This window comes from Vibrio sp. V43_P6S15P86 (assembly GCF_009904725.1).
GTDB classification, from domain to species: domain Bacteria; phylum Pseudomonadota; class Gammaproteobacteria; order Enterobacterales; family Vibrionaceae; genus Vibrio; species Vibrio diabolicus.
In genome coordinates this window covers 1-24,453 of sequence record NZ_WXWT01000408.1, presented here as the reverse complement: position 1 = coordinate 24,453, position 24,453 = coordinate 1, and the positions used below count along the sequence as shown (strand labels likewise).

Below are 24,453 nucleotides of genomic sequence, written 5' to 3'. Positions count from 1 at the left end.
CCCCTTATTTGATGGATGAACAAGGGCAGCGATTGCTAACTGGCTGCCATCGAGCGTTCCCTAAAGCGCACTTTGCCTTTTCCAGTTGGAACAGTTACTCGCACGATGAAATGTTAGAGGGTGAGCACGATTACTGCATTCTAGACCAAGAGACCGAGCTGTCGAAAGACATTTATATGCGTCCGTTGTTTGTTGAAAAACGGGTGATTTTGGCACGTAAAAACCACCCGACTTTGTCGAAAGTCAGCAATGATTGGGACACGGTCTCCAAACTGCCTCTGGTGTCTCTGCCTGCGCCCGCCTCGTATAAACCACTTTGCACCGTGGAGTCCGAATATCGTCGTATGGGCTATGAGCCTGTGGTGTTACTTAAATCCTATAATTTGCGTGTGGCGTGCCAAATGCTGCAAGAAACCGACGCGATTATGTATGCCAGTCAAAGCTCGGCATTGTTGATGCCGGAACTCGCATCTTACGCAATGCCACTCGTCAACCGTGAGTTCAGTCAGTTTGTCGTCTCTGGCGGTTTCTTACAAACCAATCGCAACCATCCTTTGCACCGACACTTACATAAAGTGGTACGCCAAACCCTGAAGACGCCATTAATTTTCGCACAGTGACGACTGATTATTGTCTCGCGTCACCGAGATTCTCTACATAAGATAACCATGAAGAAAATATGTGATTACATAGACAACTCGATCCTATAGATATTCAAAAATGAATATCTCAATTACCTGTCTCTTTTTCCTGCTCAGCGCTAACCTTATCTCAAATAGTCAGGAGAAGTGGCTAATTTTTATCTTTTTAACTTTTTGAATGTCGATACAGATGCGTGACATTCACCATTCTCCGTTATGCAGTTTTTTAATTTCTGATGGAGGATTCATCATGCTAGTTGCACGTCTATTTTTATTGCTCGCCATCGTTGCCGAAGTAGCAGGCACCAGCACTATGTCTTTTATCGGACAAGGTCATGGATGGTTGGGCTACATCGTGATGTACGTATTGATTGCGGTGTCGTACTACTTCCTCTCGATTGCTGCGAAAAAGATTTCTATCGGCGTGGCATACGCTGTTTGGGAAGGGTTGGGTATCTCATTGATCACTGTAGTTTCGATCGTGTTGTTTGATTCTGATTTAAATACCCAAGAGCTGCTTGGTTTGATGTTAGCTGTCATCGGCATCGTTTGTGTGACGTTAGGGGAATCACACGGTCAATCTAACACCAAGAAAAACGCCGATAAACTGGCAAAAGAACGTTCATTTTCTACAAGTGTAAGGTGTGAATCATGAGCCAATTTTTTACGATGTCATTTGGATTTGTCGTGATGGCTGCCTTGGTCGATATCGTGGCTAATATGGCGCTCACACGTTCTCACGGCTTTAAATACAAAGGCTGGGGCATTACCGCGATTGTGTTGGTACTGGCTGCATTCACACTGTTGGCACAAGCGGTGAAAGAGATCGACTTAGCCATTGCTTACGCCTCTTGGGGCGCGATCGGTATCTTGGGTACCGCAGTGGGTGGAGCCTTGCTGTTTAAGCAGAAACTCAAGCCAATCGGCTGGTTTGGTATCTTTGTGGTGATTGCTGCAGTCGTGGTGATGAAGACGGCTTGATGTTATTTACTGAATCCTACATATCGTCATTCTGAACAGCGAGGGACGAGCGTGATTCAGAATCTACCAACAAAAAAGTGCTGTGGCAGAGGGGTTTTCTCTGGCTTTACAGCACCTTGATAGTAGATTCCTGATCTTGCCTAGGCTCGTCGGAATGACGGATTCATTAGTTTATTGAAAAAGAAAAATGACCAATCCTACAGCTCGTCATTCTGAACAGCGAGGGACGAGTGTGATTCAGAATCTACCAACAAAAAGTGCTGTGGCAGAGGTGTTTTCTCTGACTTCACAGCACGTTGATAGTAGATTCCTGATCTTGCTTAGTCTCGTCGGAATGACGAGGTCTTTCTTCTCGCCTTAAACAATAAAGCTGGCGCCTTCTTCTGCACTCGATACGTTTTGGCGGATCACGCTAAACAAGCCTCGTCCCCATGTTTGTTGGGTAGATTCGGTGTCGAAATGAATCAACTCGCGACCAGTGGTATCGCTTAAGTTGTTCAGTTCGCCCGTTTGGCAATCCAGACGAATCAAATCGCCGTTGTGCACCAAACCAATCGCGCCGCCACGAATGGCTTCTGGAGAAACATGAATCGCAGACGGAATTTTACCTGACGCGCCAGATAAACGACCGTCAGTAACCAGCGCCACTTTAAAGCCCGCTTTTTGCACGTTACCTAAAATTGGCATCAGCTTGTGCAGTTCAGGCATGCCGTTTGCCGCTGGGCCGTTGTGTGTGACCACAACGATGCAATCTTTGTTCAGCTCACCACGTTTGTACGCGGCTTCCACTTCGTGTTGGCATTGGAATACGATCGCAGGTGCAACAATCACGCGTTGCTCTTCTTTAACCGCAGACACTTTCACCACGGCTTTGCCCAAGTTGCCAGTCAGTACGCGAGTGCCGCCAGTATTTTGGAAAGTGGCGTCCGGTTTGGCGATCACGTCACCGTCTTGGCTGCCTTGGCACGGTGTCCAAGTCAGTTGTTCATCGACAAGGCTCGGCAGCGTCATCTGATCTTCAAATTCACCAAACACGGGTTTCACATCGCGATGCAAAAGCTCAGATTGATTCAAGCGGTGCAATAACGCAGGCACTCCACCCGCGTCTTGGAACGCGTTCATATCGGCTGGGCCGTTCGGGTAAACGCGCGCTAACAAAGGAATCACATCCGACAGATCGCTGATGTCTTGCCAGGTGAGCAAGATGCCAGCAGCACGCGCCACGGCGATCATATGAATGGTGTGATTGGTACTGCCGCCAGATGCGAGTAGAGCGATGATGCCGTTGACCAAGCTCTTTTCTGTGACCACTTCTGCCAACGGACGGAAGTGTGCAGAACCCGCCGTCATTGAGGCGATTTTCAGAGCCGCGTGATCGGTTAACGCTTTACGCAGTTGGGTATGGGGATGGATGAATGCCGAACCTGGCAGCATCAAGCCCATGGCTTCGAACACCAACTGGTTGGTGTTGGCTGTGCCGTAAAACGTACACGTCCCCGCAGAGTGGTAAGCGCGACACTCCATATCCAGCAGAGCGTCTTTGCCGACTTCACCTGCTGCGTATTTTTGGCGCACGTCGACTTTCTCTTCATTGCTGATGCCTGTTGCCATCAGACCCGCTGGTACAAACGCAGTCGGTAGATGCGCGTAAGACAGTGCGCCCATCAGTTGCCCCGGGGCGATCTTGTCACAGATGCCAAGCAGTAATGTGGCATCAAAGACATTGTGGCTCAAAGACAACGCCGTTGATTGCGCAATTAAGTCACGCGAAAACAGCGACATATCCATGCCTGCTTGACCTTGAGTCACCCCATCGCACATCGCTGGCACACAACCTGCGACTTGCGCTGTATGTCCGTAGTCCGCCAGCACTTGTTTGATTTGCGCTGGGTAGTCTTGGTACGGCTGGTGGGCGCTCAACATGTCGTTGTAGGCGCTGATCAGCGCGACATTGGCATGAGTAAAATCGAGAATATTTTTCTTTTCAGAAGAGCAAGAAGCGGCGACTGCATGGGCTAAGTTACCACAAGATAAACCAACACGGCCTTTGCCAGCTTCGGCTTGCACTTCGGTGCGAGCAAGAAACGCAGCGCGCGCTTCACGGCTGCGCTCGGTCAAACGTTGTGTGACCTCAAGAACAACAGAGTGAGTCATTACGCCACCTCGATCGCTTGCATTTTGATTAGCTCAGCGGCAGAGCGTTCCACCACGTCGCTGATGTCTCCGTCGATACTGACGATCAGAGTTTGAGGCTCGTTGTCTGGGCGCTCTAGCGTCTCGAATTGGCTCTTCACCATGTTTTCTTTCATGAAGTGGCCTTTGCGCATACGCATGCGATTAAGGATCAACTCCATATCGCCATCAAGGAACAGGAAGGTCACGTTGTCGTTGCCTTCGCGGATCTGATCGCGGTAAATCTTTTTCAGTGCTGAACAGACAATAATGCCGTGTTCGTTTTTGCTTTCTAGGCTGTACGCCGCATCACGAATGCGTTCTAGCCATGGCTTGCGATCATCATCGTTCAGAGGCTGGCCCGATGCCATTTTCTGAATGTTCGCTCGTGGATGAAGATCATCACCATCAATGAATTTACGCCCTAGCTTTTTCGCTAGATGCTCACCAATTGTGCTTTTACCACTAGCACAAACGCCCATAACGATGACACTACTACCAGCCATAACTTATCCTCATAACCAAATTTGCGCGTGATCTCAATTTTTGAATTCACTTTAAAATATGGGTTTATCTTATTCATGTTATCGGTAACATGTTACCGGTAACTGAAATAAATGTGAACCATAACACAAACAATAATTCTTAAAGGTGAACCTATGGAGCAATTAACCCAAGCCCCAGATCCTACGTTCCTACTGACGATTGCAGGCCTTGCCATTGCAGCGTTACTCGTTCTGATCATTAAACTGAAAGTCCATGCTTTTGCTTCCCTTACTATGGTGAGTTTAGGCACAGCAATCGCCACTGGCGTGCCTTCTGAGAAAGTCGTATCGACCATGATGGGCGGCTTCGGCGGCACACTGGCTTCCGTGGCATTGCTGGTTGGTCTTGGTGCGATGATCGGTAAAATTCTTGAAGTGACTGGCGGTGCGAAAGTGCTGGCAGACACTTTGATTGGTCGCTTTGGTAAAGAGCGCGCACCATTTGCTTTGGGCGTCGCTTCATTACTGTTTGGCTTCCCAATCTTCTTCGATGCAGGCCTTGTAGTGATGATGCCAATCATCCTAAGTGTGGCGGCTCGTTTTGGTGGCTCGCCAATTAAATACGCGTTGCCTGCAGCCGGTGCTTTTGCGGTTATGCACGCGTTTGTTCCACCACACCCAGGTCCGGTTGCAGCGGCAGAATTCCTTGGCGCAAACATCGGTCTGCTATTGGTGGTGGGTATTTTAGTTGCTATTCCAACTTGGTACCTTGGCGCTTACCTATTTGGTTTGTACGCGGGCAAAAAATTCGATATCCCACTATCTAAAGCCTTCTTTAATGGCGAAGCGATGGTGGATGAGCGCAACGCACCAAAATTTGGCACGGTTATGACCATCCTTGTGCTGCCAGTCCTGCTAATCTGTTTGGATACGGTATTGAACACACTGGCGGTTGCAGGTTTGATTGATGGCAAAACGGCACTGGTTGAGTTCCTACGTATGCTAGGTAAAACCCCAGTCGCGTTGCTGATTACTTTGATTGTCTGTCTGGCTGTGTTTGCCAAAGACTACGGCATGGCAAAACTAGAAAAATTGTGTGGTGAGTCATTGGCTCCAATCTGTGGCGTTATCCTAGTAACGGGTGCTGGTGGCATGTTTGGCGGCGTACTGCGCTCAAGCGGCATCGGTGATGCACTGGCTGACGTTCTTACAGACACAGGTATGCCTGTGATTGTGGCGGCGTTTGTGATTTCAACCTGTCTGCGTGTTGCTCAAGGCTCGGCAACCGTAGCGCTAACCACTACGGCGGCTCTTATCGCGCCAGTTGTGGCTGCATCAACAGGTTTGAGTGAACTAGACCTTTGCTTTATCGTAATCGCGATTGCGGGTGGTGCAACGGTACTGTCTCACTTCAATGACTCTGGTTTCTGGTTGGTCTCTCGTCTGCTTGAGATGGATGAGAAAACCACATTAAAAACTTGGACGGTAATGGAAACGTTACTTGGCGGTATCGCGTTTATTATCGTCGCAACATTAAGCTTTATTCTTTAGAGGTTCCCCATGACAACACTTGAACAACGATTAAGAGAAATCAAAATCGTCCCAGTTATCGCAATCAACGACGTAGCACACGCTCTGCCACTGGCAAAAGTGTTGGTAGAAAACGGTTTACCATGTGCGGAAGTGACATTCCGCACCGAAGCTGCGGCGGAGTCGATTCGCATCATGCGTGAAGCGTACCCAGAATTGTTGATTGGCGCGGGCACCGTTCTGACCACAGAACAAGTGGATATCGCCATCGAAGCGGGTGTGGACTTTATCGTTAGCCCAGGCTTCAACCCAACCACAGTGAAATACTGTCAGCAACGTGGCGTGACTATCGTACCGGGTGTAAACAACCCAAGCTTGGTTGAGCAAGCGATGGAAATGGGTCTGCGTACGTTGAAGTTCTTCCCTGCTGAGCCATCAGGCGGCGTAAGCATGCTGAAAGCACTCACGGCGGTTTACCCAGTGGAATTCATGCCAACAGGTGGCGTAAGCCCATCCAACGTGGAAGATTACCTAGCGCTGAAATCGGTTGTGGCTTGTGGCGGTACGTGGATGGTACCAACCGCAATGATGGACAACGGCGATTGGGAAGGCATTGCTGAATTGGTTCGCGCAGTTAAGTAAAACGCACAAACGGCTCCGAAATACCCCCGAACGTTAGAAAACGTGACACTAAAAAGGGTCATCAAGTTACTTGATGACCCTTCTGCTTTTTGGAATGAAACAGCTTTAGAAGTGATGCTTCATAAAGCGCTTAATAAAGTGAATGAAATCTGCTTCGGCTAGCTTCGCGCACTTCAATGTTTGGGCGTGAGACAGTTCTACATCTCCCAAGCCTTCTGCCATGTTGGTGATCGCACACACTGCCAATACGGGTAAGCCGCAATGCGCCGCAGAAATCACTTCTGGCACGACCGACATGCCCACGACATCACCACCGATGATTTGCATCATGCGGATTTCGGCTGCGGTCTCAAAGTTGGGGCCTGTGTAAGAGACAAACACACCTTCATTCAGGTGAATGCCATTGGCTTTTCCGACTTCAAACGCTTCTGCGCGCAGGTCTTTGTCGTACGCATTGGCGAGGCTGAAGAACCTCGGGCCGTACTCTTCATCATTCGGACCGATCATTGGCGACTCAGGCATGGTATTGATGTGATCATGAAATACCACCAGAGAACCGACATCGATGCGTTCTGGGCGAAGTGACCCTGCCGCGTTGGTGACGAGCAAAAACTCACAGCCCAGCTTTTTAAAGGTGCGTACGGGCGTGGTCATGACCTTCATTGAGCCGTGTTCGTAGTAGTGACCGCGACCTTTCATGCACACTACGTCTACGCCGCCCATGCTACCAAGTACCAACTCACCAGAGTGGCCTTGCACGGTGCTAACCGGAAAGCCTTCGAGCTCTTCGTATGGAATGACCACTTTGTCTTGTAGCTCGTCTGCCAATACGCCTAAGCCAGAGCCTAAAATAAACGCCGCTTTAGGTTGGAAGTTTGGTTTGCGTTCGCGAATGGTTTGTAGCGCGTCGATTACTGGATCGTGATTCATGTTAGTCACCTTCTGGTTGTGTGTTGATTCCATTGTGTGACTTTCTGCGCTGGTTATCTTTGCTTTATTCGCTACTATCATCCTTAAAAAGAGGATGATGAAATTTGCTAGGACTCAATGCATGAAGTCAGAACCATTTGAGCGCGTGACGCTGAAGATGCTGCGTTACTTTTACGAGGTCGCACAAACCAAGCATTTCACTAAGGCGGCTGAGAATCTCAATATCACCAATTCGCCGTTGAGCAATCGCATCAAAGAGTTGGAAGAGGTGCTTAACGTCAAACTGTTTGAGCGTGATTCAAGAAACGTCATGCTGACGGAGGCCGGACGATTGTTGGAGTCCAAATGCCAACTGATTTTTCAGACCTTGGATGTCTCGCTCAATCAAGTTCAGCAAGTGGGGTTGAACCAGAGAAATATCTTGCGAGTTGGTGTGGTAAGTAGCGCATTTTGGGGCGGATTTGATCGTCTGTTACAGCGCTTCCATGCTGAGCATGACACTTATCACGCCGACATTTTTGACCTTAACCCAGAGACGCAAAAGAAGCACCTGAGCGAGAAGAAAATCGATGTGGGCATTGTGCGTTTTGCTGATGCACTCAACATTTATCCGTATCAGTCGGTATCTTTGGGCAAAGATGTGTTTGTGGTGGCGGTGTCGGAGCAACATGAGTTAGCCAGCAAATCTTTGCTGCGGCTCCAAGATTTAAAGACGTGTGAGTTTGCGTTTATGAGTTTGGCGAATTCTGCCTCGGCAAACTTCATCATCAATGCCTGTCTGCAAGAAGGCTTTTCACCCCATATTGGCAAACAAGTGGTGGAGCCAAGCACCTTGATGGCGTATGTGGCAAACAGCAATACCGTGACGTTGGTGCCGTCGACGTTTTCTCAGCATCATTGGCATGGGATTCGTTTTATCAAGCTGAAAGAGTCACTGCGTGCAGACTTGTGTCTGATTCATGATGGTAAGCAGGAGAGTGCTATTAAAGCCGAGTTTATTCGCACATTATTAGAGAATGCGAGTTAAGCATGGGCTAACAAAAAAAGGTCATCCTAAGATGACCTTTTCAAATGATTCGCTGAAATCAGCAATGCGATTAGCGCGTAATTATTTTCCAGATTTATTTATGTGTGTAAGATGTTTTTCCTACACTAACCTGTCATGGTAACGAACTCTTCAGAGCCCGTTGGGTGGATAGCCACAACAGAGTCGAAGTCTGCTTTGGTTGCGCCCATCTTCATTGCTACGCCGAAGCCTTGGATCATTTCATCTACCGTGAAACCGATGCCGTGTAGGCCAACAACCGTTTCTTCTTCGCCCGCACATACAAGCTTCATCTTACATGGTTGACGGTGCTTAGTAACAGCGGTGTACATCGCCGTAAAGCCAGATGTGTAGACTTTGATGTTGTCTTTGCCGTACTTCTCTTCTGCTTCTTGCGTTGTAAGACCGATAGTGCCGATTGGTGGGTGGCTAAATACCACAGTTGGTACCAAATCGTAGTCCATCTTCGCGTTTGGTTTGTTGTTGAAAAGACGCTCAGAAAGTTGACGACCGGCTTTCACTGCTACTGGTGTTAGTTCGATACCGCCTTCCATGATGTCACCCACACAGTAGATGCCTTTCACGTTGGTTTCTTGGTATTCGTCTACCTTGATGTAGCCTTTTTCGTTCGTTGCCACACCGGTTGACGCTAGGTTGATTGCGTCTGTCGCTGGGTGACGACCGATTGCCCAAATCAGTTGGTCAACGTTTTGGCTTTCACCGTTTTCTAGGTGCAGAGTTAGGCTGCCATCGGCTTCTTTTACCACTTCTTTTGGTACAGAGTGGGTGTGCAGTTTTGGACCTTCTGCGTCCATCACTTCAACCAACGTATCGATGATCATTGGATCGAAGCTACGCAGTGGTGACTCTTTACGTACGAACAGGTGCGTTTCTGTACCTAGCGCGTGCAGTACGCCAGCAATTTCAACTGCGATGTAGCCTGCGCCCACAACCGCAACGCGTTTTGGTTGCTCTGCTAGGTCGAAGAAGCCGTTTGAATCGATGCCGTATTCAGCGCCTGGAATGTTTGGAATAGTAGGACGACCACCCACCGCGATCAGTATGTGATCTGCTGTGTAGTGTTCACCGTTTACTTCGACAGTTTTTTCGTCAACAAACTTAGCAAAGCCTTTAATCACGTTTACTTTGTTGTTGCCAAGAACGCGATCGTAAGATTGGTGAATACGACCAATGTACGCCTGACGGCTCTCAACCAGTTTGCTCCAGTCGAAACCTTTCACGTCGACATCAAAACCGTAATCTTCTGCGTACAGGTTCATTGCTTCTGCGATTTGCGCGCCATGCCACATCACTTTTTTCGGTACACAACCTACGTTGACACAGGTACCGCCAAGGTCTTGAGCTTCGATTAGCGCAACTTTTGCGCCGTACATCGCCGCACGGTTTGCAGATGCGATGCCGCCACTGCCGCCACCGATACAGATATAGTCAAAATGAGTCGCCATTACTTTCTCCAAGAGCTTATAAATTTTATCTGGTACATAGATAGATTGGGATGACCTTGCCCGAACTCAATGCCACCGTTATCCCACTATCATAAATCGAATTCGACTAATTCCTAAATGGGAAAAAGCGACAATACTTATGACAAATAGCGATGAGAGGCACAAAAAGAAGAATAAGCACGACTGGAGGGAGAAGGTGAGAGCATAAAAAAGCGCAACGAGAATATCGTTGCGCTTGAAGATAGCAGTACTGAAGTGCTTACTCTGGCACAATCCAGTCCACTTTCCAGTGGCCAGTTGCTGGTGCGATCGCGTCTTGCAGGAATGGCAGAATCTCTTTCATCTGGCTTTCCAGTTTCCATGGCGGGTTAATCACGATCATGCCGGATGCCGTCATGCCGCGCTCGTTGGTATCGGGTGCAACACCTAACTCGATTTGCAGAATTTTACGAATACCGAGTGCTTCCAAACCTTCGATCATATCTTCGATGTCGTGGCGGTTTACCACTGGGTACCAAATCGCGTAGATACCGGTTGCCCAACGTTTATGGCTCTGATGAATCGCTCGCACCACATCGCGGTACTCTTTCGCGAGTTCGTATGGTGGGTCAATCAGCACCAAACCACGACGTTCTTGTGGCGGTAAGCTTGCTTTGAGGCGTTGGAATCCGTCCTCTTTGAAGATGCTCACTTGGCGATCACGATGGAATTCTTGCTCTAACAATGGGTGATCGGCTGGGTGCAGCTCGGTCAGCACCATGCGATCTTGTGGGCGGATTTGCGCGCGCGCCACACGTGGTGAGCCTGGGTAGTAACGCAGCTTATCACCGTTGTTGAGCACTTTGATGGCATCGATGTAGCTTTTGATGTCTTCAGGAATGTTTGGGTTATCCCAAATACGCGCGATGCCTTGCTTGTATTCGCCCGTTTTTTCAGACCATTCGTGAGTCAGATCGTAACGGCCCACACCCGAGTGGGTATCGTGATAAACGAATGGCTTATCTTTTTGTTTCAGCGCATCAAGAATGAGGCTTTGAACGATGTGTTTGACCACGTCGGCATGGTTGCCAGCGTGGAAGCTGTGGCGGTAACTTAACAAATTAAACTCTCGAAACACTCTTTGGCTGAGTGTGGTCTGTGATTTTCACTCTATGGCGGTATTATACTCAAGTAACTTAAAGATGTAGAACTTCCAATCAAATCTGTTCCTCTGATACGGGGACGCTATTGAAATTTCTTTAAGTCACCCACACTTACTATTGGTAATCGAATTGAACTAGGTGAGTTTCTCGCACTCAAAAGGGTGTGCAATTTCATTTAGGTATAACAAGACTCAAGGACAGAGTAGCGCTGGTTGACTATATGGTCATCGCGGCATAGAGAAAGGGAACGGAGCTCCCCCAATCCATGTTGCTGGCTCGTCTGTACATTGAGTTGGCCTATCTACACAAAATAGACAGGCAATCACAGAGTCAAAACACAAAAGGAATTATTCATGTCTAATCCTCTTCTGACGTTTACGGACCTACCTCCGTTTTCTCAAATTAAACCAGAACACATCAAGCCTGCCGTTGAGCAAGCGATTGCTGACTGCCGAGCAAAAATCGATGAAGTTCTACAAGACAACGCTCACCCAACTTGGGACAGTGTGATTGCGCCAATTGAAGAAGCGGATGACCGCTTAAGCCGCATCTGGTCGCCAGTGGGTCACATGAACTCGGTAGTGAACAGCGAAGAGTTACGTGAAGCTTACGAAAGTTGCCTACCAATTTTGTCAGAGTACGGCACTTGGGTTGGTCAGCACAAAGGGTTATACGAAGCGTACAAAACCATCAAAGCGAGCGAAGAATTTGCAACGTTAACTCGCGCACAGCAGAAAACCATCACTGATGCACTGCGTGATTTCGAGTTATCAGGCATTGGTTTGCCATCCGATGAGCAGCACCGTTACGGCGAGATCAGCAAACGCATGTCTGAGCTCAGCTCTAAATTCTCTAACAATGTACTGGATGCCACCATGGGTTGGACCAAGCACATCACGGATGAGAAAGACCTTGCTGGCATGCCAGAATCGGCGCTGGCAGCAGCGAAAGCCGCGGCAGAAGCAAAAGAGTTAGATGGTTACCTCATTACGCTGGATATCCCATCTTACCTACCTGTCATGACGTACTGCGACAACCAAGAGTTGCGTAAAGAAGTGTACGAAGCGTATGTGACGCGCGCCTCTGATCGCGGTCCAAATGCTGGTAAGTGGGACAACTCAGAAATCATTACTGAGCAACTGAGACTGCGTCACGAAATTTCACGCATGTTGGGTTTCAATACTTACAGCGAGAAATCGTTAGCAACGAAAATGGCCGAAACGCCAGATCAAGTGTTGGGCTTCTTGAATGACCTAGCGACACGTGCGAAACCACAAGGTGAACGTGAAGTCGAAGAGTTGCGTCAGTTTGCGAAAAGTGAGTTTGGCGTTGAAGAATTGAATGTGTGGGATATTGCTTACTACAGCGAGAAACAAAAGCAGCACTTGTTCCAAATCTCGGATGAAGAACTGCGCCCGTACTTCCCAGAATCAAAGGTTGTCAGTGGTCTGTTTGAAGTGCTAAACCGCGTGTTTGGCATGACAGTTACTGAGCGCGAAGGCGTGGACACTTGGCACGAATCTGTGCGTTTCTTCGATATCTTTGACGCTGAAGGCGCACTGCGTGGCAGTTTCTACTTAGATCTCTACGCACGTGAGCACAAACGTGGTGGTGCGTGGATGGATGACTGTCGTGGTCGTCGTATTACGCTCTCTGGCGAACTGCAAACGCCGGTGGCGTACCTAACGTGTAACTTCAACCGTCCAGTGGGCGACAAGCCAGCACTGTTTACGCACGATGAAGTTGTGACACTTTTCCATGAATTTGGTCACGGCATCCACCACATGCTGACGCAAGTCGAAACTGGCGCGGTATCAGGCATTAATGGCGTACCTTGGGATGCGGTTGAATTGCCAAGTCAGTTCCTGGAAAACTGGTGTTGGGAAGAAGACGCACTGGCGTTCATTTCTGGTCATTATGAGACAGGCGAGCCGTTGCCAAAAGCGATGCTAGATAAGATGCTCGCGGCGAAGAACTTCCAGTCGGCGATGGGTATTTTGCGTCAGCTAGAATTCGGTTTGTTCGACTTTACTCTGCACACCGAATACGACCCAGAAGTGGGTGCTCGCGTTTTAGAAACGCTGGCGAAAGTGAAAGAGAAAGTTGCGGTGGTTCCAGCAGTTGAGTGGGCGCGCTTCTCGCACAGCTTCGGTCACATCTTCGCTGGTGGTTACAGCGCGGGTTACTACAGCTATCTGTGGGCGGAAGTGCTGTCGTCAGACGCGTATTCTCGCTTTGAAGAAGAAGGTATCTTCAACAAAGAAACGGGTCAAAGCTTCCTGAACAACATCTTAGAAATGGGTGGCAGTGAAGAGCCAATGGAGCTGTTTAAGCGCTTCCGTGGTCGTGAACCACAAATTGATGCGCTCTTGCGCCATTCTGGTATTGCAGCGTAAGCGCACGCTGTCTTTTCAAAAATACTAAGGCCAACCATTCGGTTGGCCTTTTTTTGTCCATTTTTTATAAAAAATTCACGGATTCACACTGCGGTTAATTGGGTTCTGCAGCGATATCAATGTCTCCGTAGACTGAACCTCATCAATGGCTTGCAGCTTATCAATCAACACAAATTGCAGTTCTTCAATCGATTTGCACATCAATTTGACGAATATGTTATACGCGCCCGTGGTGTAGTAAGCTTCAACGACTTCGTCGAGCGCGTTGAGTTTTTCTAGCGCGGAATGGTAATCACGAGCTGCGTTTAGGTTAATACCAATGAAGCAGCACACATCGTAGCCGAGCTTTTTGGTATTTACGATCACCTCCGTTCCTTCGATGATGTCAGCCGATTTCATCTTCTCAATACGCACATGGATAGTGGCAGGGCTGACATCGAACTGCTTGGCCATTTCTGCGTAGGGCGTTCTGGCGTCAGCCATCAGTGTTTTTAATATTGCGCGGTCAAGGTCGTCGAGTTTCGGCAGGCTCGCATTCATACTATTATTTCCGTTAGGGATAGAGTTTTACCTCCCTTTTATACTCATAGCGGATAGGATTCACAAGGTTTGGCAGGAGTAACTGCGGGTTAACTCCGAGCTATGGAGATAATGTGCAGCGTTTTCTGGTTATTGTCGCGCTATGTTGGAGCGCGTTTGCCGCGGCCTCAAATCCGAAAGTTTTGGTCGTGCACTCCTATCATCAAGGTTTTTTCTGGACGGATTCCATACAGCGAGGTATCGAGCAGCAATTGGGTGATCGATCGCTGGATATGCGCGTGCTCTATTTAGACTCGAAACGTAACCAGAGTGAGCAGTTTTTCGCTCAGCTTGAATCCTTATATCGTACGAAATTAAGCACAGAACGATTCGATGCCATTTTAGTGAGTGATAACAACGCGCTTGAACTGATGCAGCGTTTGGCGCCAATCATCAAAGACACCCCGGTTATATTTAACGGCATCAATAATTATCATCCTTCTTTGCACCAATCTCTGAACGCCACAGGAGTAACAGAAGATGTCGATTTGGAGGCAAATTTAGCACTCATAGAGCGCCTACACCCTGATTACACCCAAATTCTTATTGTCAGTGACCATTCCGTAACGGGAGAGGTATTACGCTATCAAATCGACGATTTTGTAAATGAACATCCGCAATATCGCGACAAAATCGTGCAAGTCATTCCCAACAGTATCATTGACTTAAAGCAACAAGTGGCGAAGCTGAATAAAGATAAAGTCGTCCTGTTTTGGACCTATTACCGAGATAAACAGGGTGTGGTTGGCAGTGAACGTGACTGGATTGGCGTTAACAGAGCCTCAAATGCGCCGCTGTTTATGGTGCACGACATTGGCTTAGGGCACGGTGCGGTTGGTGGCGTGATCCAAAGTGGTTATCGGCATGGCATTGAGAGCGCTGAGATACTTGAGTTTGTGTTGGATAACCCTGACCAAGCTCTGCCAGCTGTGAAGAAAAGTGATTCTGAAATCAAGCTCGATTATCAAGCTGTAGTGCGCTGGGGGCTGGGGGCTGAGCAAGAGGTCTCTGCGGTATTTTTTAATAAACCGATGAAGTTTTCTGAGCGTTTTGCCAAAGAAATTCGCTTGTTTGGTAGCCTGTTTGTGGTGATGTCGGTGGTCATTTTGTTGATGGGTTACTATTTACAGCGGATGCGTCGCAGCGAGAGTGCCGCGCGAGAAAGCCAAGCCATCTTAGAATCGATTTTTGATCAGAGCATGCAGTATATGGGCATTTTGGATGCCAACGGTGTACTTAAATCGGGCAACGATCACCTGCAATCTTTGCTGTATCACCAAGGGCTGCGTTTAGACCGACCACTTTGGTTTCATCCCAATTGGAGTGAGAAAGCACAAGCGTTGCTTGAGGCGTATTTCCACGCGCCTCACCATCAAGTGTCGACGTTTGAGGCTGAAATTTGGAGTAAAGAGCACGGTACATTGGTGTTGGAAATTTCACTCAAGCCTTTTTCTCAGCAAGTAGGAAATCAAAACCAATACTTGTTTGAAGCGCGCGATATCACTAGTCGTAAGTTGATGGAAGATAAGCTCTATCAACGCGAATCAACCCTGCGTAACTATTATGAGCAACAGCCCGTCATGATGGTGACACTCGACAGCAATAACCGCATTCAAGAAGTGAATCGATTTGCTCAGCTACTCCTCGGCTACAAACCGATGGACATGCTCGGACACCGCCTAAGGGAGTTTTATTTTGATGACAAGGTACTGTTTCCTCGCCAAGTGCTATTGCAACCCAATCAACAGGTGCATGGGGTCTGGAGACGTGAAGTCGAGTATCGCCATGCAAATGGTCATCGTGTTTGGGTACGTGAGAACATTCGTCCACTGAGTGAATCTGATCAGCTGTTGATTGTGGGTGAAGATATTACAGAAACTAAACAGCTTTCCGAGAAACTGGAATATCAAGCGCGCTATGACTTACTGACAGGGACTTATAACAGAAACCACTTTGAACTAGAGCTCAAGACCGCACTGCGTGAGGTGGACAGCCATCGTCGCGTCCACGCCATGCTATACCTCGACTTAGATCAGCTAAAAGTCCTCAATGATACGGTTGGGCATGATGCGGGTGACGCGGCGATTCAATTTTGCGCCAGCATGTTAGAGGAAGTGCTGCCATACAATTCCATCTTGGCTCGAATGGGAGGCGATGAGTTTGCGGTACTACTCAAAGATTGCGACGAATACGGCGCCATTAATATCGCCAAACTGATCATCTCGACGTTGAGTGAACATCTCTTTATTTGGGAAGATACACGCTTGTTCATCAGTTGTTCTATTGGTATTCGTATCATCGACCATACGGCAGAGACGCCGCAAATGGTGCACGCTCAAGCAGACTCTGCGTGTCATGCCGCCAAGGAGCAAGGCCGTAACCGCTACAATCTGTTCAGCTTAGATAACGAAGAGCTACAACGTCGCCAGATGGAAATGCAGAGCGTCAATCTGGTGCATGAGGCATTGTCGAATCAGCGTTTAGAGTTGTTTGCTCAACCGATCAAAAGCTTACAACAGCACGATGCTCAGATGTATTTTGAGATTTTAGTGCGCATTCGCAATGGATATGGTGATTATGTTTCTCCTGCATTGTTTATTCCTGCCTCCGAGCGCTACAACATTGCGCATTGGATTGATAAACAGGTCATTACTCAAGCGCTAGAATGGTTTGAGCAACGCCCAGAGGTGGTTGAAAAACTCGGTCGTTGTTCGATAAACCTTTCCGGTCAATCTATGGGGAATCAAGAGTTTATCGATTTCTTATTGGAGCGATTGGAACGTTCGTCCATGCCGTGTGAAAAAATCTGTCTAGAAATCACCGAGACAGCTGCGATGAGTAATCTTGAGCAAGCCATTGAGCTCTTCACCAAGCTCAAAGCGCTGGGTTGCATGATTGCATTGGATGACTTTGGCTCGGGCTTGTCTTCATTTGGTTACTTAAAGAAACTTCCCGTTGATATCGTGAAAATTGATGGTCTTTTCGTGCGAGATATCAACGTAAATGAAATGGACCGTGTGATGGTTCGCTCGATCAATGATCTGGCAAAACAGCTAGGCAAAGTGACGGTGGCGGAGTTTGTCGAAAACGAACAAGTCATGCAGCATTTGATCGATCTTGGTGTGGATTATGCCCAAGGCTACGGTATTGGGCATCCTCAACCGCTTTCTGAGTTAGTTGAGCGACTGACGGCTGAGTAGTCTTGTCATATCAAGCTCAACCTAGCATTGAGAGGTAACTTAGGTATACACTCAGCGCCAGTTACCGCGATTTTTTATTGGAGCCTCCTTTTGCAACTGCAATTGATCTGTGAAGACCCGTCTCAACAACCTCATCTGGATGAACTGGCTGCGCGCTGGCAGCTTTCTCACACTGACGAGAGCGATTTTGCTTTGGTGCTGACCACCGAGCGTTTAGAGCTGCGTAAAGTGGATGAGCCAAAGTTGGGCGCTATTTTTGTCGATTTAATTGGTGGCGCAGTGGGACATCGCCGAAAATTTGGTGGTGGTAAGGGCCAAGCCATCGCAAAAGCCGCAGGTTTGAACAAAGGGGCAACGCCAACCGTTCTAGACGGCACGGCGGGGCTGGGACGTGACGCATTCGTTTTGGCTTCGCTCGGCTGTAAGGTACAGATGGTGGAGCGACACCCGGTAGTCGCAGCGTTGCTGGATGACGGCTTAGCGCGTGCGAAACAAGACCCTAAAATTGGAACTTGGGTATCAGAGCGTATGTCGCTGATCCATGCCTCCAGTCATGATGCATTGGAACAGCTGGCACAAGATGAAGACTTTGTTCAGCCAGATGTGGTGTATCTCGACCCTATGTATCCGCACCCAGAAAACAAGAAGAAATCGGCGCTCGTAAAAAAAGAGATGCGCGTTTTCCAATCGTTGGTTGGCGCCGATTTGGACGCCGATGGTTTGCTAGATCCTGCCATGGCGTTAGCCACAAAACGCGTGGTGGTGAAGCGCCCAGACTATGCAAACTGGCTGAACGAGCAAAAGCCGACTATGGCGATTGAAACCAAAAAAAATCGCTTTGATGTCTATGTTAAAGCCTCAATGGCATAACTTCCTGACCGCTCAACTTTTCTTGTCACAGTACGGTGTATCGTGCTGTGATCAAGCCTCTCTTTCTGAATCGTTACTGATAGTTTTCTCTTGCTAATTCTCCTCCCTGACTGTATATCTAACTAAGAATTATTATTATTTCACTTGTTGTGATGCGGTCGATAATTGGGAAGCTGGAGTAGTAGAATGGCTAAACGCTTATGTAAAATGAGTCGTAAACAGATCGCGGCGGAGCTTGGCGATATCCATCGTTTAGTTGTCGCACCAAAGTTTGTTTGTCGCTCTTGCGCACGCTCTTCAGCGGCCAAAGATACCCTGTGTAAGCCAGCCGCTATTCCGCCGCAAAAATGCCAAGACAAGCCATTGAACGAGCAACAATCATGTGGCTTATTGGCTGAAGCGCTGCCAGTACAACCGATTCCTGTGACAACAAAACAAAGCAACGAAAAAGCAGCGATTGTGAAGCGTGTTGTTGAGCGCGTGAAAGAGAAAAAGCAAGCCGAAAAATCCCTGGAGCCAGTAAGAACCGACGCACCAGTATGGTTTGATTTAGCGGATAAAAAGTCGCTTAAGAAAGCGAAAAAAGCACTGAAAAAGCATTATAAGCAGCAGAAAAAGTTGTTAAAAGTAGCGAAAAAACAACAAAAGTTACTTAAGCGTCAGCGCAAGCTGGAAGCGCGCAATGCCAAGCTAGAAGTGTTGTTGCCAACGTCGCCTAAGGCGTTGATGAGCGCAAGCTCGCAAATGAAAGTGCATTAATCTAATCCCAAAAAAACGCTCTCCAGTTGGAGAGCGTTTTTTATTGTCGGTATGTGTGTTGAGAGCGGTCGCTTTACTTCTTGGCGTAGCTCATTTCGATGCGCTTTTTCACCCAGGTTTCGTTAATCCATAGCGATAACATGATGATCGCACCGCCAATGGCGAGTCGCATGACATCAACATCGCGGTTCCAAATCACAATGTTCACAATCAAACCCGCCGGAACTAATGCGTTGTTCATTACTGCAAGTGCTCCTGCGTTCACCATGGTTGCGCCTTTGTTCCACGCGAAGTAACCAAAACCGGAAGCAATTAAACCAAGGTACGTCAGAATGCCCCATTGCGTTGCGGTGGTGGGTAGTTTGTCGAGGTTGCCCATCAGAGCGAAAGCCACGGTTGCTACACAAAGCGCACCTAAGTAGAAGTAACCAAACACGGTGTGTTGTGGCAAATCAACCGGCTCACTTTCCATGATGTATTTGTAGCCTACCTGACCAATGGCAAAACAGAGGTTTGCTCCTTGTACGACCAAAAAGCCCAGCAGGAAGTCTTCATTAATGCCTGCAAACTTAATCCAGGCTGCGCCAAATACAGCAATCGCCGCGGTAACCAAATACCAAGGTGAAAAGCGACCTTTCAAGAAGTCATAGATCAGCGTGACGTAAATGGGTGTGAATACGGTGAACAGCAATACTTCTGGCACGGAAAGGAGCAAAAAAGATTGGTAGTAGAAGCAGTACATCAGACCAAGCTGAAAGCCACCGACCGTCATCAGTTTCGCGATTAAGGATTTGCTAACGCCGCGGAATTTTAAAAAGGGAATGAAAACCAGACTCGCCAGTGCCACGCGCATGAACACCGAGAACCAAGAATCAACCTGACCAGCGAGGTAAACGCCGATCAGGCTAAATGAGAATGCCCAAAGTAGGGTAACTGCGGATAGATAAGCCATGGATGAGAATCTTTATCAACAACAAATGTGCCCGCAGTCTAACCAAGTTTTAACGTCGCGCCAATCAGTCTTTTAGCGGTACGACCAGCATATCGACTGGAGAGCAGTTAATCAGTTGTCGAGTCGAAGACAGAATCTTGCTCCAGAAATCTTGGTGATGACCACAAACCACCAAATCGATACTGTAGTCTTGAATGGTATCGCACAGCTCATTACTCAAATCGCCACTACCGACCAAAGTATGGGCTATTGGGTATTGCGCATATTCTGCGAAATTCGCCAATTGTGTGCGCGATGCTTCCATTGCTTGATGTTGCGCTTCTGCCATATTGATGTCGATAAGCCCGGTGTAGAGCTCTGCGTAGTTCACGTCGATGTGAATAAAAGAGACTTTCGCATCCAGAGGTTTAGCCAGTGATACGGCTTTTTTAATCAACACTTTACTGTCGTCTGACAGGTCGACTGCCACAAGTATGTGTTTGTAACTCATATTGCTATCTCCTTGTAAGGTCATAGTTTTAGATTAGCACTAACCCCCAAAAAAATTTGCTGAAGTGATCTCATATCAGTGTCGTAGGTACAAAGTCTTGTCTCAGTAATCATGTTATAGTGGCGCTATACCCAAGTGACTTTGAGATGCGGAGTTCAGCGCTCCGTTACTGACTATAGTTCAAGTAAAACCTTGCCTCTGATGTAGAGCAAGTCAATCTCGCGGCGTCGTTTATCTCGAGGTTACTTGGGTATATTGCATGCACATTAATAGGAGTTAACATGCTGTCTCAAACTATGGTCGAACAATTGAATGAGCAAATTAACCTAGAATTTTTCTCATCCAATCTATACTTACAAATGAGTGCTTGGTGTGAAGACAAAGGTTTTGAAGGTGCGGCTGAATTTTTACGCGCTCACGCCGTAGAAGAAATGGAGCACATGCAACGCCTATTCACCTACGTAAGTGAAACTGGCTCAATGCCAATTTTGGGCGCTATTGATGCACCAAAGCATGATTTTGCTAGCTTAGGTGATGTTTTCCGCGAGACCTTCGAACATGAGCAAATGATCACGGAAAAAATCAATAAATTGGCACATGTTGCATTTACTAGCCAAGACTACTCAACGTTTAACTTCCTACAGTGGTACGTGTCTGAACAGCACGAAGAAGAGAAGTTGTTTAAAGGGATTTTAGATAAGATCGAATTGGTAGGTGAAGATGGTAAAGCATTGTTCTTCATCGACAAAGATCTAGCACAAATGGCGAAAGAAGGTTCATCTTCAATCATGGATGCTCCAGCTGCGTAAACGCGTTGTTTGACGCTATAAGTAGCGGGTAAAGACGAAGCATTGATCGTCTTTTTCTCTTGAGCATTGTTGAAGATGTAGGGAGGAAAAGATGATCAGTGGAGACACAATCTTATTTGCGCTAATGGTGGTAACTGGAGTCAATATGATTCGGTATCTCACCGCTCTTCGTTCTCTAATTTACATCATGCGTGAAGCGCATCCGTTGTTATATCAGCAAGTTGATGGCAATGGCTTTTTTACCACCCATGGAAATGTCACCAAACAGGTGCGTTTGTTCCACTACATCAAAAGTAAAGAATATCACCATCACCACGATGAGATTTTTACTGGTAAGTGCGAAAGGGTGCGTGAGCTATTTGTTTTATCGACCGCTTTGCTCGGTGTTACCTTACTCGCGGCCTTCATTCTTTAAAGAATCAATAATCTAGCGAGTTAATCTCCTAGGATTGCACGGGCATGCATAGCGCTTACCGTTTAAGCGCTTTTCCCCTTCGAGATTTGTCGGTAGAATGTCGCGCCTAGAAAGCAAGGATGTGCAATGTGCACATCCTTTTTTATTTCGATTCGATACCAATCAGTCTAAGAGCTACCGATGAGTAAGAAATTTGATGTTGTTGTAATTGGCGCAGGCGCAGCGGGTTTGATGTGTGCTGCAGAAGCCGGCAAGCGAGGCCGCCGTGTTTTGGTGCTCGATCATGCTAAAAAGCCAGGACGTAAAATCCTTATCTCAGGCGGTGGCCGTTGTAATTTCACTAACTACGACGTCTCAGCAAGCAACTACCTATGCCAAAACCCGCATTTCGTTAAGTCGGCGCTTTCTCAATACACTAACTGGGATTTTATCTCGATGGTGTGTAAGCATGGTATTGAATTTGAAGAGCGCGATCACGGTCAGCTGTTTTGTGTCGATGCGTTTACGGCGAAAGACATCGTGAAGATGCTGTTGGCTGAGTGTGATATGCCGAATATCGAGCAGCGTTACCAATGCGATGTTCACTCAATTGAGAAAATCGATGAAGGCTTTCGTTTGCATGCTGGCACTGAGATTGTCGAGTGTGAGTCTTTAGTTATCGCAACAGGTGGCTTGTCGATGCCAAAACTGGGGGCGACACCATTTGGTTATAAAGTCGCGGAACAATTTGGTCTTCGAGTTATCCCAACTACGGCAGGGCTGGTGCCATTTACGTTGCATAAAGAAGACAAAGAAGACTTTGCTGAATTATCTGGTATCGCGGTACCTGCGGAAATTACAGCTGAAGATGGCACCATGTTCAAAGAAGCCCTGTTGTTCACACATCGTGGTTTATCTGGCCCAGCCGTTTTACAGATTTCATCATTCTGGCGAGCGGGGCAAAAGGTGTCGATTAATCTGCTGCCAAACGATGATGTTGCCGAGTTATTAGAACGCAGCCGTGAAAAGCATCCGAATCAGTCGCTCAAAAATACGCTCGCTAAAGTGCTACCAAAGCGCTTGGTTGAAGTCTTGATTGAACGTAAAGAGCTGGTCGATAAACCGCTAAAGCAGTTCAATCAAAAGGAGCTTGCGGCGATTGTGGATCGTTTAGAGCATTGGGATATCGCCCCGAATGGCACTGAAGGCTACCGAACCGCGGAAGTGACACTAGGCGGTGTGGATACCGATCACTTATCTTCTAAAACCATGGAATGCAAAAACATCAAAGGGCTGTACTTCATTGGCGAAGTGATGGATGTGACTGGCTGGTTAGGGGGCTACAATTTTCAGTGGTGCTGGTCGAGCGGCTTTGTCGCGGGTCAGTGGGTGTAATCAAACGCTACACATCCGCATAAAAGATAAGATAAAAAAGAGCACTGAATCGTATTCCGTGCTCTTTTTATATTCTCATTGTATTCCCACAGCGAGTTACTCGTCTTGATACTTTTCGAGTTTGTTGTAGAGCGTTTTAACGCTAATGCCTAACTCTTGCGCAGATTCCGTTTTATTGCCTTGATTCTCTTCAAGCGTATTGAGAATGGCGGCTTTTTCTAGCTCTTCTAGCGAAACGCCCGCTGGAACAAGGTCTTCGATGCTGGTGCCTGTTTCCAATGGTGGCGTATCGAAGATCAGGTGTTCATCTCGGATAGTGTCATCAGCCAAAATAAACGCGCGCTCGATCGTGTGTTTGAGCTCACGGACATTACCTGGCCAATCGTGTGCAGCGATTTTTTGGATGGCAGAATCAAGAATGGTTTTGGTTTTAGCCTCATTTGCGTTGCGGTGCGCGATAAAGTGCTTAGCCAGACCGACGATGTCACCGCCTCGATCTCGCAGTGGCGGTATCGTTAATGGGAAGTGCGATAAACGGAAAAACAGATCTTCACGCAGGAACTGCTCTGCAATGGCAACTTTAGGATCACGGTTGGTGGCGGCAATGATGCGAGTGTTGGCGATATGCACCGTATTACTGCCCACTGGGCGATATTCTCCGGTTTCCAAAACACGCAATAGCTTCACTTGATGCTCGATAGGCATCTCGGTGATTTCATCTAAAAACAGCGTACCGCCTTCTGCCTGTTTAAATACACCTTGGTGAGTTTTATTCGCTCCGGTAAAGGCGCCTTTTTCATGGCCAAACAGTTCACTATCGACCAACTCTGGGCTAATCGCACCACAGTTAATCGCGATAAAGGGTTGTTGCTTGCGATCGCTAGCTAAATGAATGGTCTGTGCGACTAACTCTTTACCCGAGCCGCTTTCACCGACAATGAGGACGTTGGCTTCTGTTTTTGCGACGCGTCGGATCATGCGATAGAGCTGATGCATTGGCGATGAGGAACCCACCAAAAGGCCAAATTGGTCGAGATCGCTAGTGGACACTTTACGTCCTTGATCTTGTTTTTGCTGATAGTACTGGCTGACTTCGCTTAGGGTGTCCGTCAAAATGGCAATATCGACGGGTTTTCTGTAGTGAAAAATTGCACCTAAGTTCATTAGCTTATCCAAATTTTCGTTTGGAGCACCAGAGCTAATGATGATCAAGTCCATATCGTAGATGTCTTCGATATTAGAAAGGCGCTGGTAATCTGCGCTAGTAAAGTGGGCGACTTCAACAATCGCAACTTCCGGTTTGAGTTGTAGGAAATCTTCAATCCAACCATCTGCGGCATCGGTATTATGCAGACGAAATTTGTTCAGTTCCTGGCAAGAGGTGATAGCATCTTTAAGTGTCGGGTCTTGTATTCGTAGAAACAGGCTTGGCAACGACATAGAAATGTCCTCTTTACTATGACAGAAACAATGTACGTGGATTATTCTAAGTGCACAAGACAAAATATTGTCAGCAGAGATTTAAGGGTCTGTAGGCTATTTTAATTTTGTTTAACCTATCTTGGTGTATATCAG

Annotated in this window: 22 protein-coding genes; 13 read left to right on the top strand and 9 right to left on the bottom strand. The window is 47.5% G+C overall.

What is annotated here, in order from left to right:
• From CAG69_RS18560 to CAG69_RS18550, 3 genes are all read left to right on the top strand, one after another.
• Positions 1-620: LysR substrate-binding domain-containing protein (locus CAG69_RS18560; RefSeq protein WP_161445593.1), on the top strand; the 620-nt coding region annotated here is incomplete at its 5' end.
• Positions 621-891: 271 nt separating this feature from the next.
• Positions 892-1,296: an SMR family transporter gene (locus CAG69_RS18555; RefSeq protein WP_012841241.1), complete on the top strand. Its 405-nt coding sequence runs from the start codon at positions 892-894 to the stop codon at positions 1,294-1,296.
• The gene (locus tag CAG69_RS18550; protein WP_053807555.1) at positions 1,293-1,622 is read left to right on the top strand and encodes an SMR family transporter; all 330 of its coding nucleotides are present in this window, start codon (positions 1,293-1,295) and stop codon (positions 1,620-1,622) included. The genes CAG69_RS18555 and CAG69_RS18550 overlap by 4 nt, the downstream gene beginning before the upstream one ends.
• Positions 1,623-1,979: 357 nt before the next feature.
• On the opposite strand, the gene edd is transcribed toward CAG69_RS18550, so the two are convergent.
• Complete coding sequence (gene edd, locus CAG69_RS18545; protein ID WP_161445591.1) at positions 1,980-3,776, bottom strand: phosphogluconate dehydratase; 1,797 nt, start codon at positions 3,774-3,776, stop codon at positions 1,980-1,982.
• Positions 3,776-4,300 (bottom strand): gluconokinase, encoded by a 525-nt coding sequence (locus CAG69_RS18540; protein ID WP_005467756.1) that lies wholly within the window; start codon positions 4,298-4,300, stop codon positions 3,776-3,778. Before CAG69_RS18540 ends, edd begins: the two co-directional genes overlap by 1 nt.
• Positions 4,301-4,453: 153 nt before the next feature.
• On the opposite strand from CAG69_RS18540, the gene CAG69_RS18535 reads away from it, so the two are divergent.
• Both CAG69_RS18535 and CAG69_RS18530 read left to right on the top strand, forming a co-directional pair.
• The gene (locus CAG69_RS18535; protein ID WP_005478622.1) at positions 4,454-5,830 is read left to right on the top strand and encodes a GntP family permease; all 1,377 of its coding nucleotides are present in this window, start codon (positions 4,454-4,456) and stop codon (positions 5,828-5,830) included.
• A 9-nt stretch (positions 5,831-5,839) separates the two neighbouring features.
• Entirely contained in the window at positions 5,840-6,451 is a 612-nt protein-coding gene (locus tag CAG69_RS18530) for a bifunctional 4-hydroxy-2-oxoglutarate aldolase/2-dehydro-3-deoxy-phosphogluconate aldolase (protein ID WP_005379148.1), read from the top strand.
• A gap of 105 nt (positions 6,452-6,556) precedes the next feature.
• Here the strand turns inward: CAG69_RS18530 and xapA are convergent, their stop codons facing one another.
• Positions 6,557-7,381 carry a xanthosine phosphorylase gene (gene xapA, locus CAG69_RS18525; protein ID WP_161445589.1) on the bottom strand — a complete coding sequence of 275 codons (825 nt, stop codon included), beginning with the start codon at positions 7,379-7,381 and terminating at the stop codon, positions 6,557-6,559.
• Between the two features lie 121 nt (positions 7,382-7,502).
• On the opposite strand from xapA, the gene CAG69_RS18520 reads away from it, so the two are divergent.
• On the top strand, positions 7,503-8,408 hold the full coding sequence (locus CAG69_RS18520; protein WP_005379156.1) for a LysR family transcriptional regulator: 906 nt from the start codon (positions 7,503-7,505) through the stop codon (positions 8,406-8,408).
• Between the two features lie 125 nt (positions 8,409-8,533).
• Here CAG69_RS18520 and gorA read toward each other — a convergent pair whose 3' ends face one another.
• Positions 8,534-9,892 (bottom strand): glutathione-disulfide reductase, encoded by a 1,359-nt coding sequence (gene gorA, locus CAG69_RS18515; RefSeq protein ID WP_161445587.1) that lies wholly within the window; start codon positions 9,890-9,892, stop codon positions 8,534-8,536.
• Positions 9,893-10,151: 259 nt separating this feature from the next.
• A complete protein-coding gene (locus tag CAG69_RS18510) occupies positions 10,152-10,991 on the bottom strand; it encodes a 23S rRNA (adenine(2030)-N(6))-methyltransferase RlmJ (protein ID WP_145533283.1) in 840 nt (279 codons plus the stop codon).
• Positions 10,992-11,387: 396 nt separating this feature from the next.
• Between CAG69_RS18510 and prlC the strand changes: the two genes are divergently transcribed.
• Positions 11,388-13,430: an oligopeptidase A gene (gene prlC / locus CAG69_RS18505; RefSeq protein ID WP_161445585.1), complete on the top strand. Its 2,043-nt coding sequence runs from the start codon at positions 11,388-11,390 to the stop codon at positions 13,428-13,430.
• Positions 13,431-13,505: 75 nt separating this feature from the next.
• Here prlC and asnC read toward each other — a convergent pair whose 3' ends face one another.
• On the bottom strand, positions 13,506-13,970 hold the full coding sequence (gene asnC, locus CAG69_RS18500) for a transcriptional regulator AsnC (RefSeq protein ID WP_005394393.1): 465 nt from the start codon (positions 13,968-13,970) through the stop codon (positions 13,506-13,508).
• A gap of 113 nt (positions 13,971-14,083) precedes the next feature.
• Here asnC and CAG69_RS18495 point away from each other — a divergent pair, with 113 nt between their 5' ends.
• The 3 genes from CAG69_RS18495 to CAG69_RS18485 all read left to right on the top strand — a co-directional run bounded on the left by CAG69_RS18495 (position 14,084) and on the right by CAG69_RS18485 (position 18,838).
• Positions 14,084-17,209 carry an EAL domain-containing protein gene (locus CAG69_RS18495; protein WP_161445583.1) on the top strand — a complete coding sequence of 1,042 codons (3,126 nt, stop codon included), beginning with the start codon at positions 14,084-14,086 and terminating at the stop codon, positions 17,207-17,209.
• Positions 17,210-17,299: 90 nt separating this feature from the next.
• Positions 17,300-18,079, top strand: a complete 780-nt coding sequence (locus CAG69_RS18490) for a class I SAM-dependent methyltransferase (protein ID WP_161445581.1) — start codon at positions 17,300-17,302, stop codon at positions 18,077-18,079.
• 186 nt (positions 18,080-18,265) lie between these two features.
• Positions 18,266-18,838 carry a hypothetical protein gene (locus CAG69_RS18485; protein ID WP_161445579.1) on the top strand — a complete coding sequence of 191 codons (573 nt, stop codon included), beginning with the start codon at positions 18,266-18,268 and terminating at the stop codon, positions 18,836-18,838.
• A 73-nt stretch (positions 18,839-18,911) separates the two neighbouring features.
• Here CAG69_RS18485 and CAG69_RS18480 read toward each other — a convergent pair whose 3' ends face one another.
• A complete protein-coding gene (locus tag CAG69_RS18480) occupies positions 18,912-19,790 on the bottom strand; it encodes a carboxylate/amino acid/amine transporter (RefSeq protein ID WP_161445576.1) in 879 nt (292 codons plus the stop codon).
• Between the two features lie 64 nt (positions 19,791-19,854).
• Entirely contained in the window at positions 19,855-20,280 is a 426-nt protein-coding gene (uspA, locus tag CAG69_RS18475; RefSeq protein WP_005379165.1) for a universal stress protein UspA, read from the bottom strand.
• Between the two features lie 281 nt (positions 20,281-20,561).
• On the opposite strand from uspA, the gene ftnA reads away from it, so the two are divergent.
• The 3 genes from ftnA to CAG69_RS18460 all read left to right on the top strand — a co-directional run bounded on the left by ftnA (position 20,562) and on the right by CAG69_RS18460 (position 22,878).
• Positions 20,562-21,089, top strand: coding sequence for a non-heme ferritin (gene ftnA, locus CAG69_RS18470; RefSeq protein ID WP_005379167.1), 528 nt, complete (start codon positions 20,562-20,564; stop codon positions 21,087-21,089).
• Between the two features lie 91 nt (positions 21,090-21,180).
• A complete protein-coding gene (gene uspB / locus CAG69_RS18465; RefSeq protein ID WP_005394407.1) occupies positions 21,181-21,504 on the top strand; it encodes a universal stress protein UspB in 324 nt (107 codons plus the stop codon).
• 180 nt (positions 21,505-21,684) lie between these two features.
• Positions 21,685-22,878: an NAD(P)/FAD-dependent oxidoreductase gene (locus tag CAG69_RS18460; RefSeq protein WP_161445574.1), complete on the top strand. Its 1,194-nt coding sequence runs from the start codon at positions 21,685-21,687 to the stop codon at positions 22,876-22,878.
• A gap of 96 nt (positions 22,879-22,974) precedes the next feature.
• On the opposite strand, the gene CAG69_RS18455 is transcribed toward CAG69_RS18460, so the two are convergent.
• Positions 22,975-24,318: a sigma-54 interaction domain-containing protein gene (locus CAG69_RS18455; RefSeq protein ID WP_161445572.1), complete on the bottom strand. Its 1,344-nt coding sequence runs from the start codon at positions 24,316-24,318 to the stop codon at positions 22,975-22,977.
• Between the last annotated feature and the right edge of the window lie 135 nt (positions 24,319-24,453).

Excerpts from the sequence above, each read along its gene's own strand:
- CAG69_RS18535 (WP_005478622.1), top strand. The coding sequence starts at position 4,454 with ATGGAGCAATTAACCCAAGCCCCAGATCCTACGTTCCTACTGACGATT.
- CAG69_RS18555 (WP_012841241.1), top strand. The coding sequence starts at position 892 with ATGCTAGTTGCACGTCTATTTTTATTGCTCGCCATCGTTGCCGAAGTA.
- CAG69_RS18460 (WP_161445574.1), top strand. The coding sequence starts at position 21,685 with ATGAGTAAGAAATTTGATGTTGTTGTAATTGGCGCAGGCGCAGCGGGT.
- CAG69_RS18455 (WP_161445572.1), bottom strand. The coding sequence starts at position 24,318 with ATGTCGTTGCCAAGCCTGTTTCTACGAATACAAGACCCGACACTTAAA.
- gorA (WP_161445587.1), bottom strand. The coding sequence starts at position 9,892 with ATGGCGACTCATTTTGACTATATCTGTATCGGTGGCGGCAGTGGCGGC.
- CAG69_RS18480 (WP_161445576.1), bottom strand. The coding sequence starts at position 19,790 with ATGGCTTATCTATCCGCAGTTACCCTACTTTGGGCATTCTCATTTAGC.
- ftnA (WP_005379167.1), top strand. The coding sequence starts at position 20,562 with ATGCTGTCTCAAACTATGGTCGAACAATTGAATGAGCAAATTAACCTA.
- CAG69_RS18530 (WP_005379148.1), top strand. The coding sequence starts at position 5,840 with ATGACAACACTTGAACAACGATTAAGAGAAATCAAAATCGTCCCAGTT.
- asnC (WP_005394393.1), bottom strand. The coding sequence starts at position 13,970 with ATGAATGCGAGCCTGCCGAAACTCGACGACCTTGACCGCGCAATATTA.
- CAG69_RS18540 (WP_005467756.1), bottom strand. The coding sequence starts at position 4,300 with ATGGCTGGTAGTAGTGTCATCGTTATGGGCGTTTGTGCTAGTGGTAAA.
- CAG69_RS18550 (WP_053807555.1), top strand. The coding sequence starts at position 1,293 with ATGAGCCAATTTTTTACGATGTCATTTGGATTTGTCGTGATGGCTGCC.
- CAG69_RS18485 (WP_161445579.1), top strand. The coding sequence starts at position 18,266 with ATGGCTAAACGCTTATGTAAAATGAGTCGTAAACAGATCGCGGCGGAG.
- uspA (WP_005379165.1), bottom strand. The coding sequence starts at position 20,280 with ATGAGTTACAAACACATACTTGTGGCAGTCGACCTGTCAGACGACAGT.
- xapA (WP_161445589.1), bottom strand. The coding sequence starts at position 7,381 with ATGAATCACGATCCAGTAATCGACGCGCTACAAACCATTCGCGAACGC.
- CAG69_RS18520 (WP_005379156.1), top strand. The coding sequence starts at position 7,503 with ATGAAGTCAGAACCATTTGAGCGCGTGACGCTGAAGATGCTGCGTTAC.
- uspB (WP_005394407.1), top strand. The coding sequence starts at position 21,181 with ATGATCAGTGGAGACACAATCTTATTTGCGCTAATGGTGGTAACTGGA.
- prlC (WP_161445585.1), top strand. The coding sequence starts at position 11,388 with ATGTCTAATCCTCTTCTGACGTTTACGGACCTACCTCCGTTTTCTCAA.
- edd (WP_161445591.1), bottom strand. The coding sequence starts at position 3,776 with ATGACTCACTCTGTTGTTCTTGAGGTCACACAACGTTTGACCGAGCGC.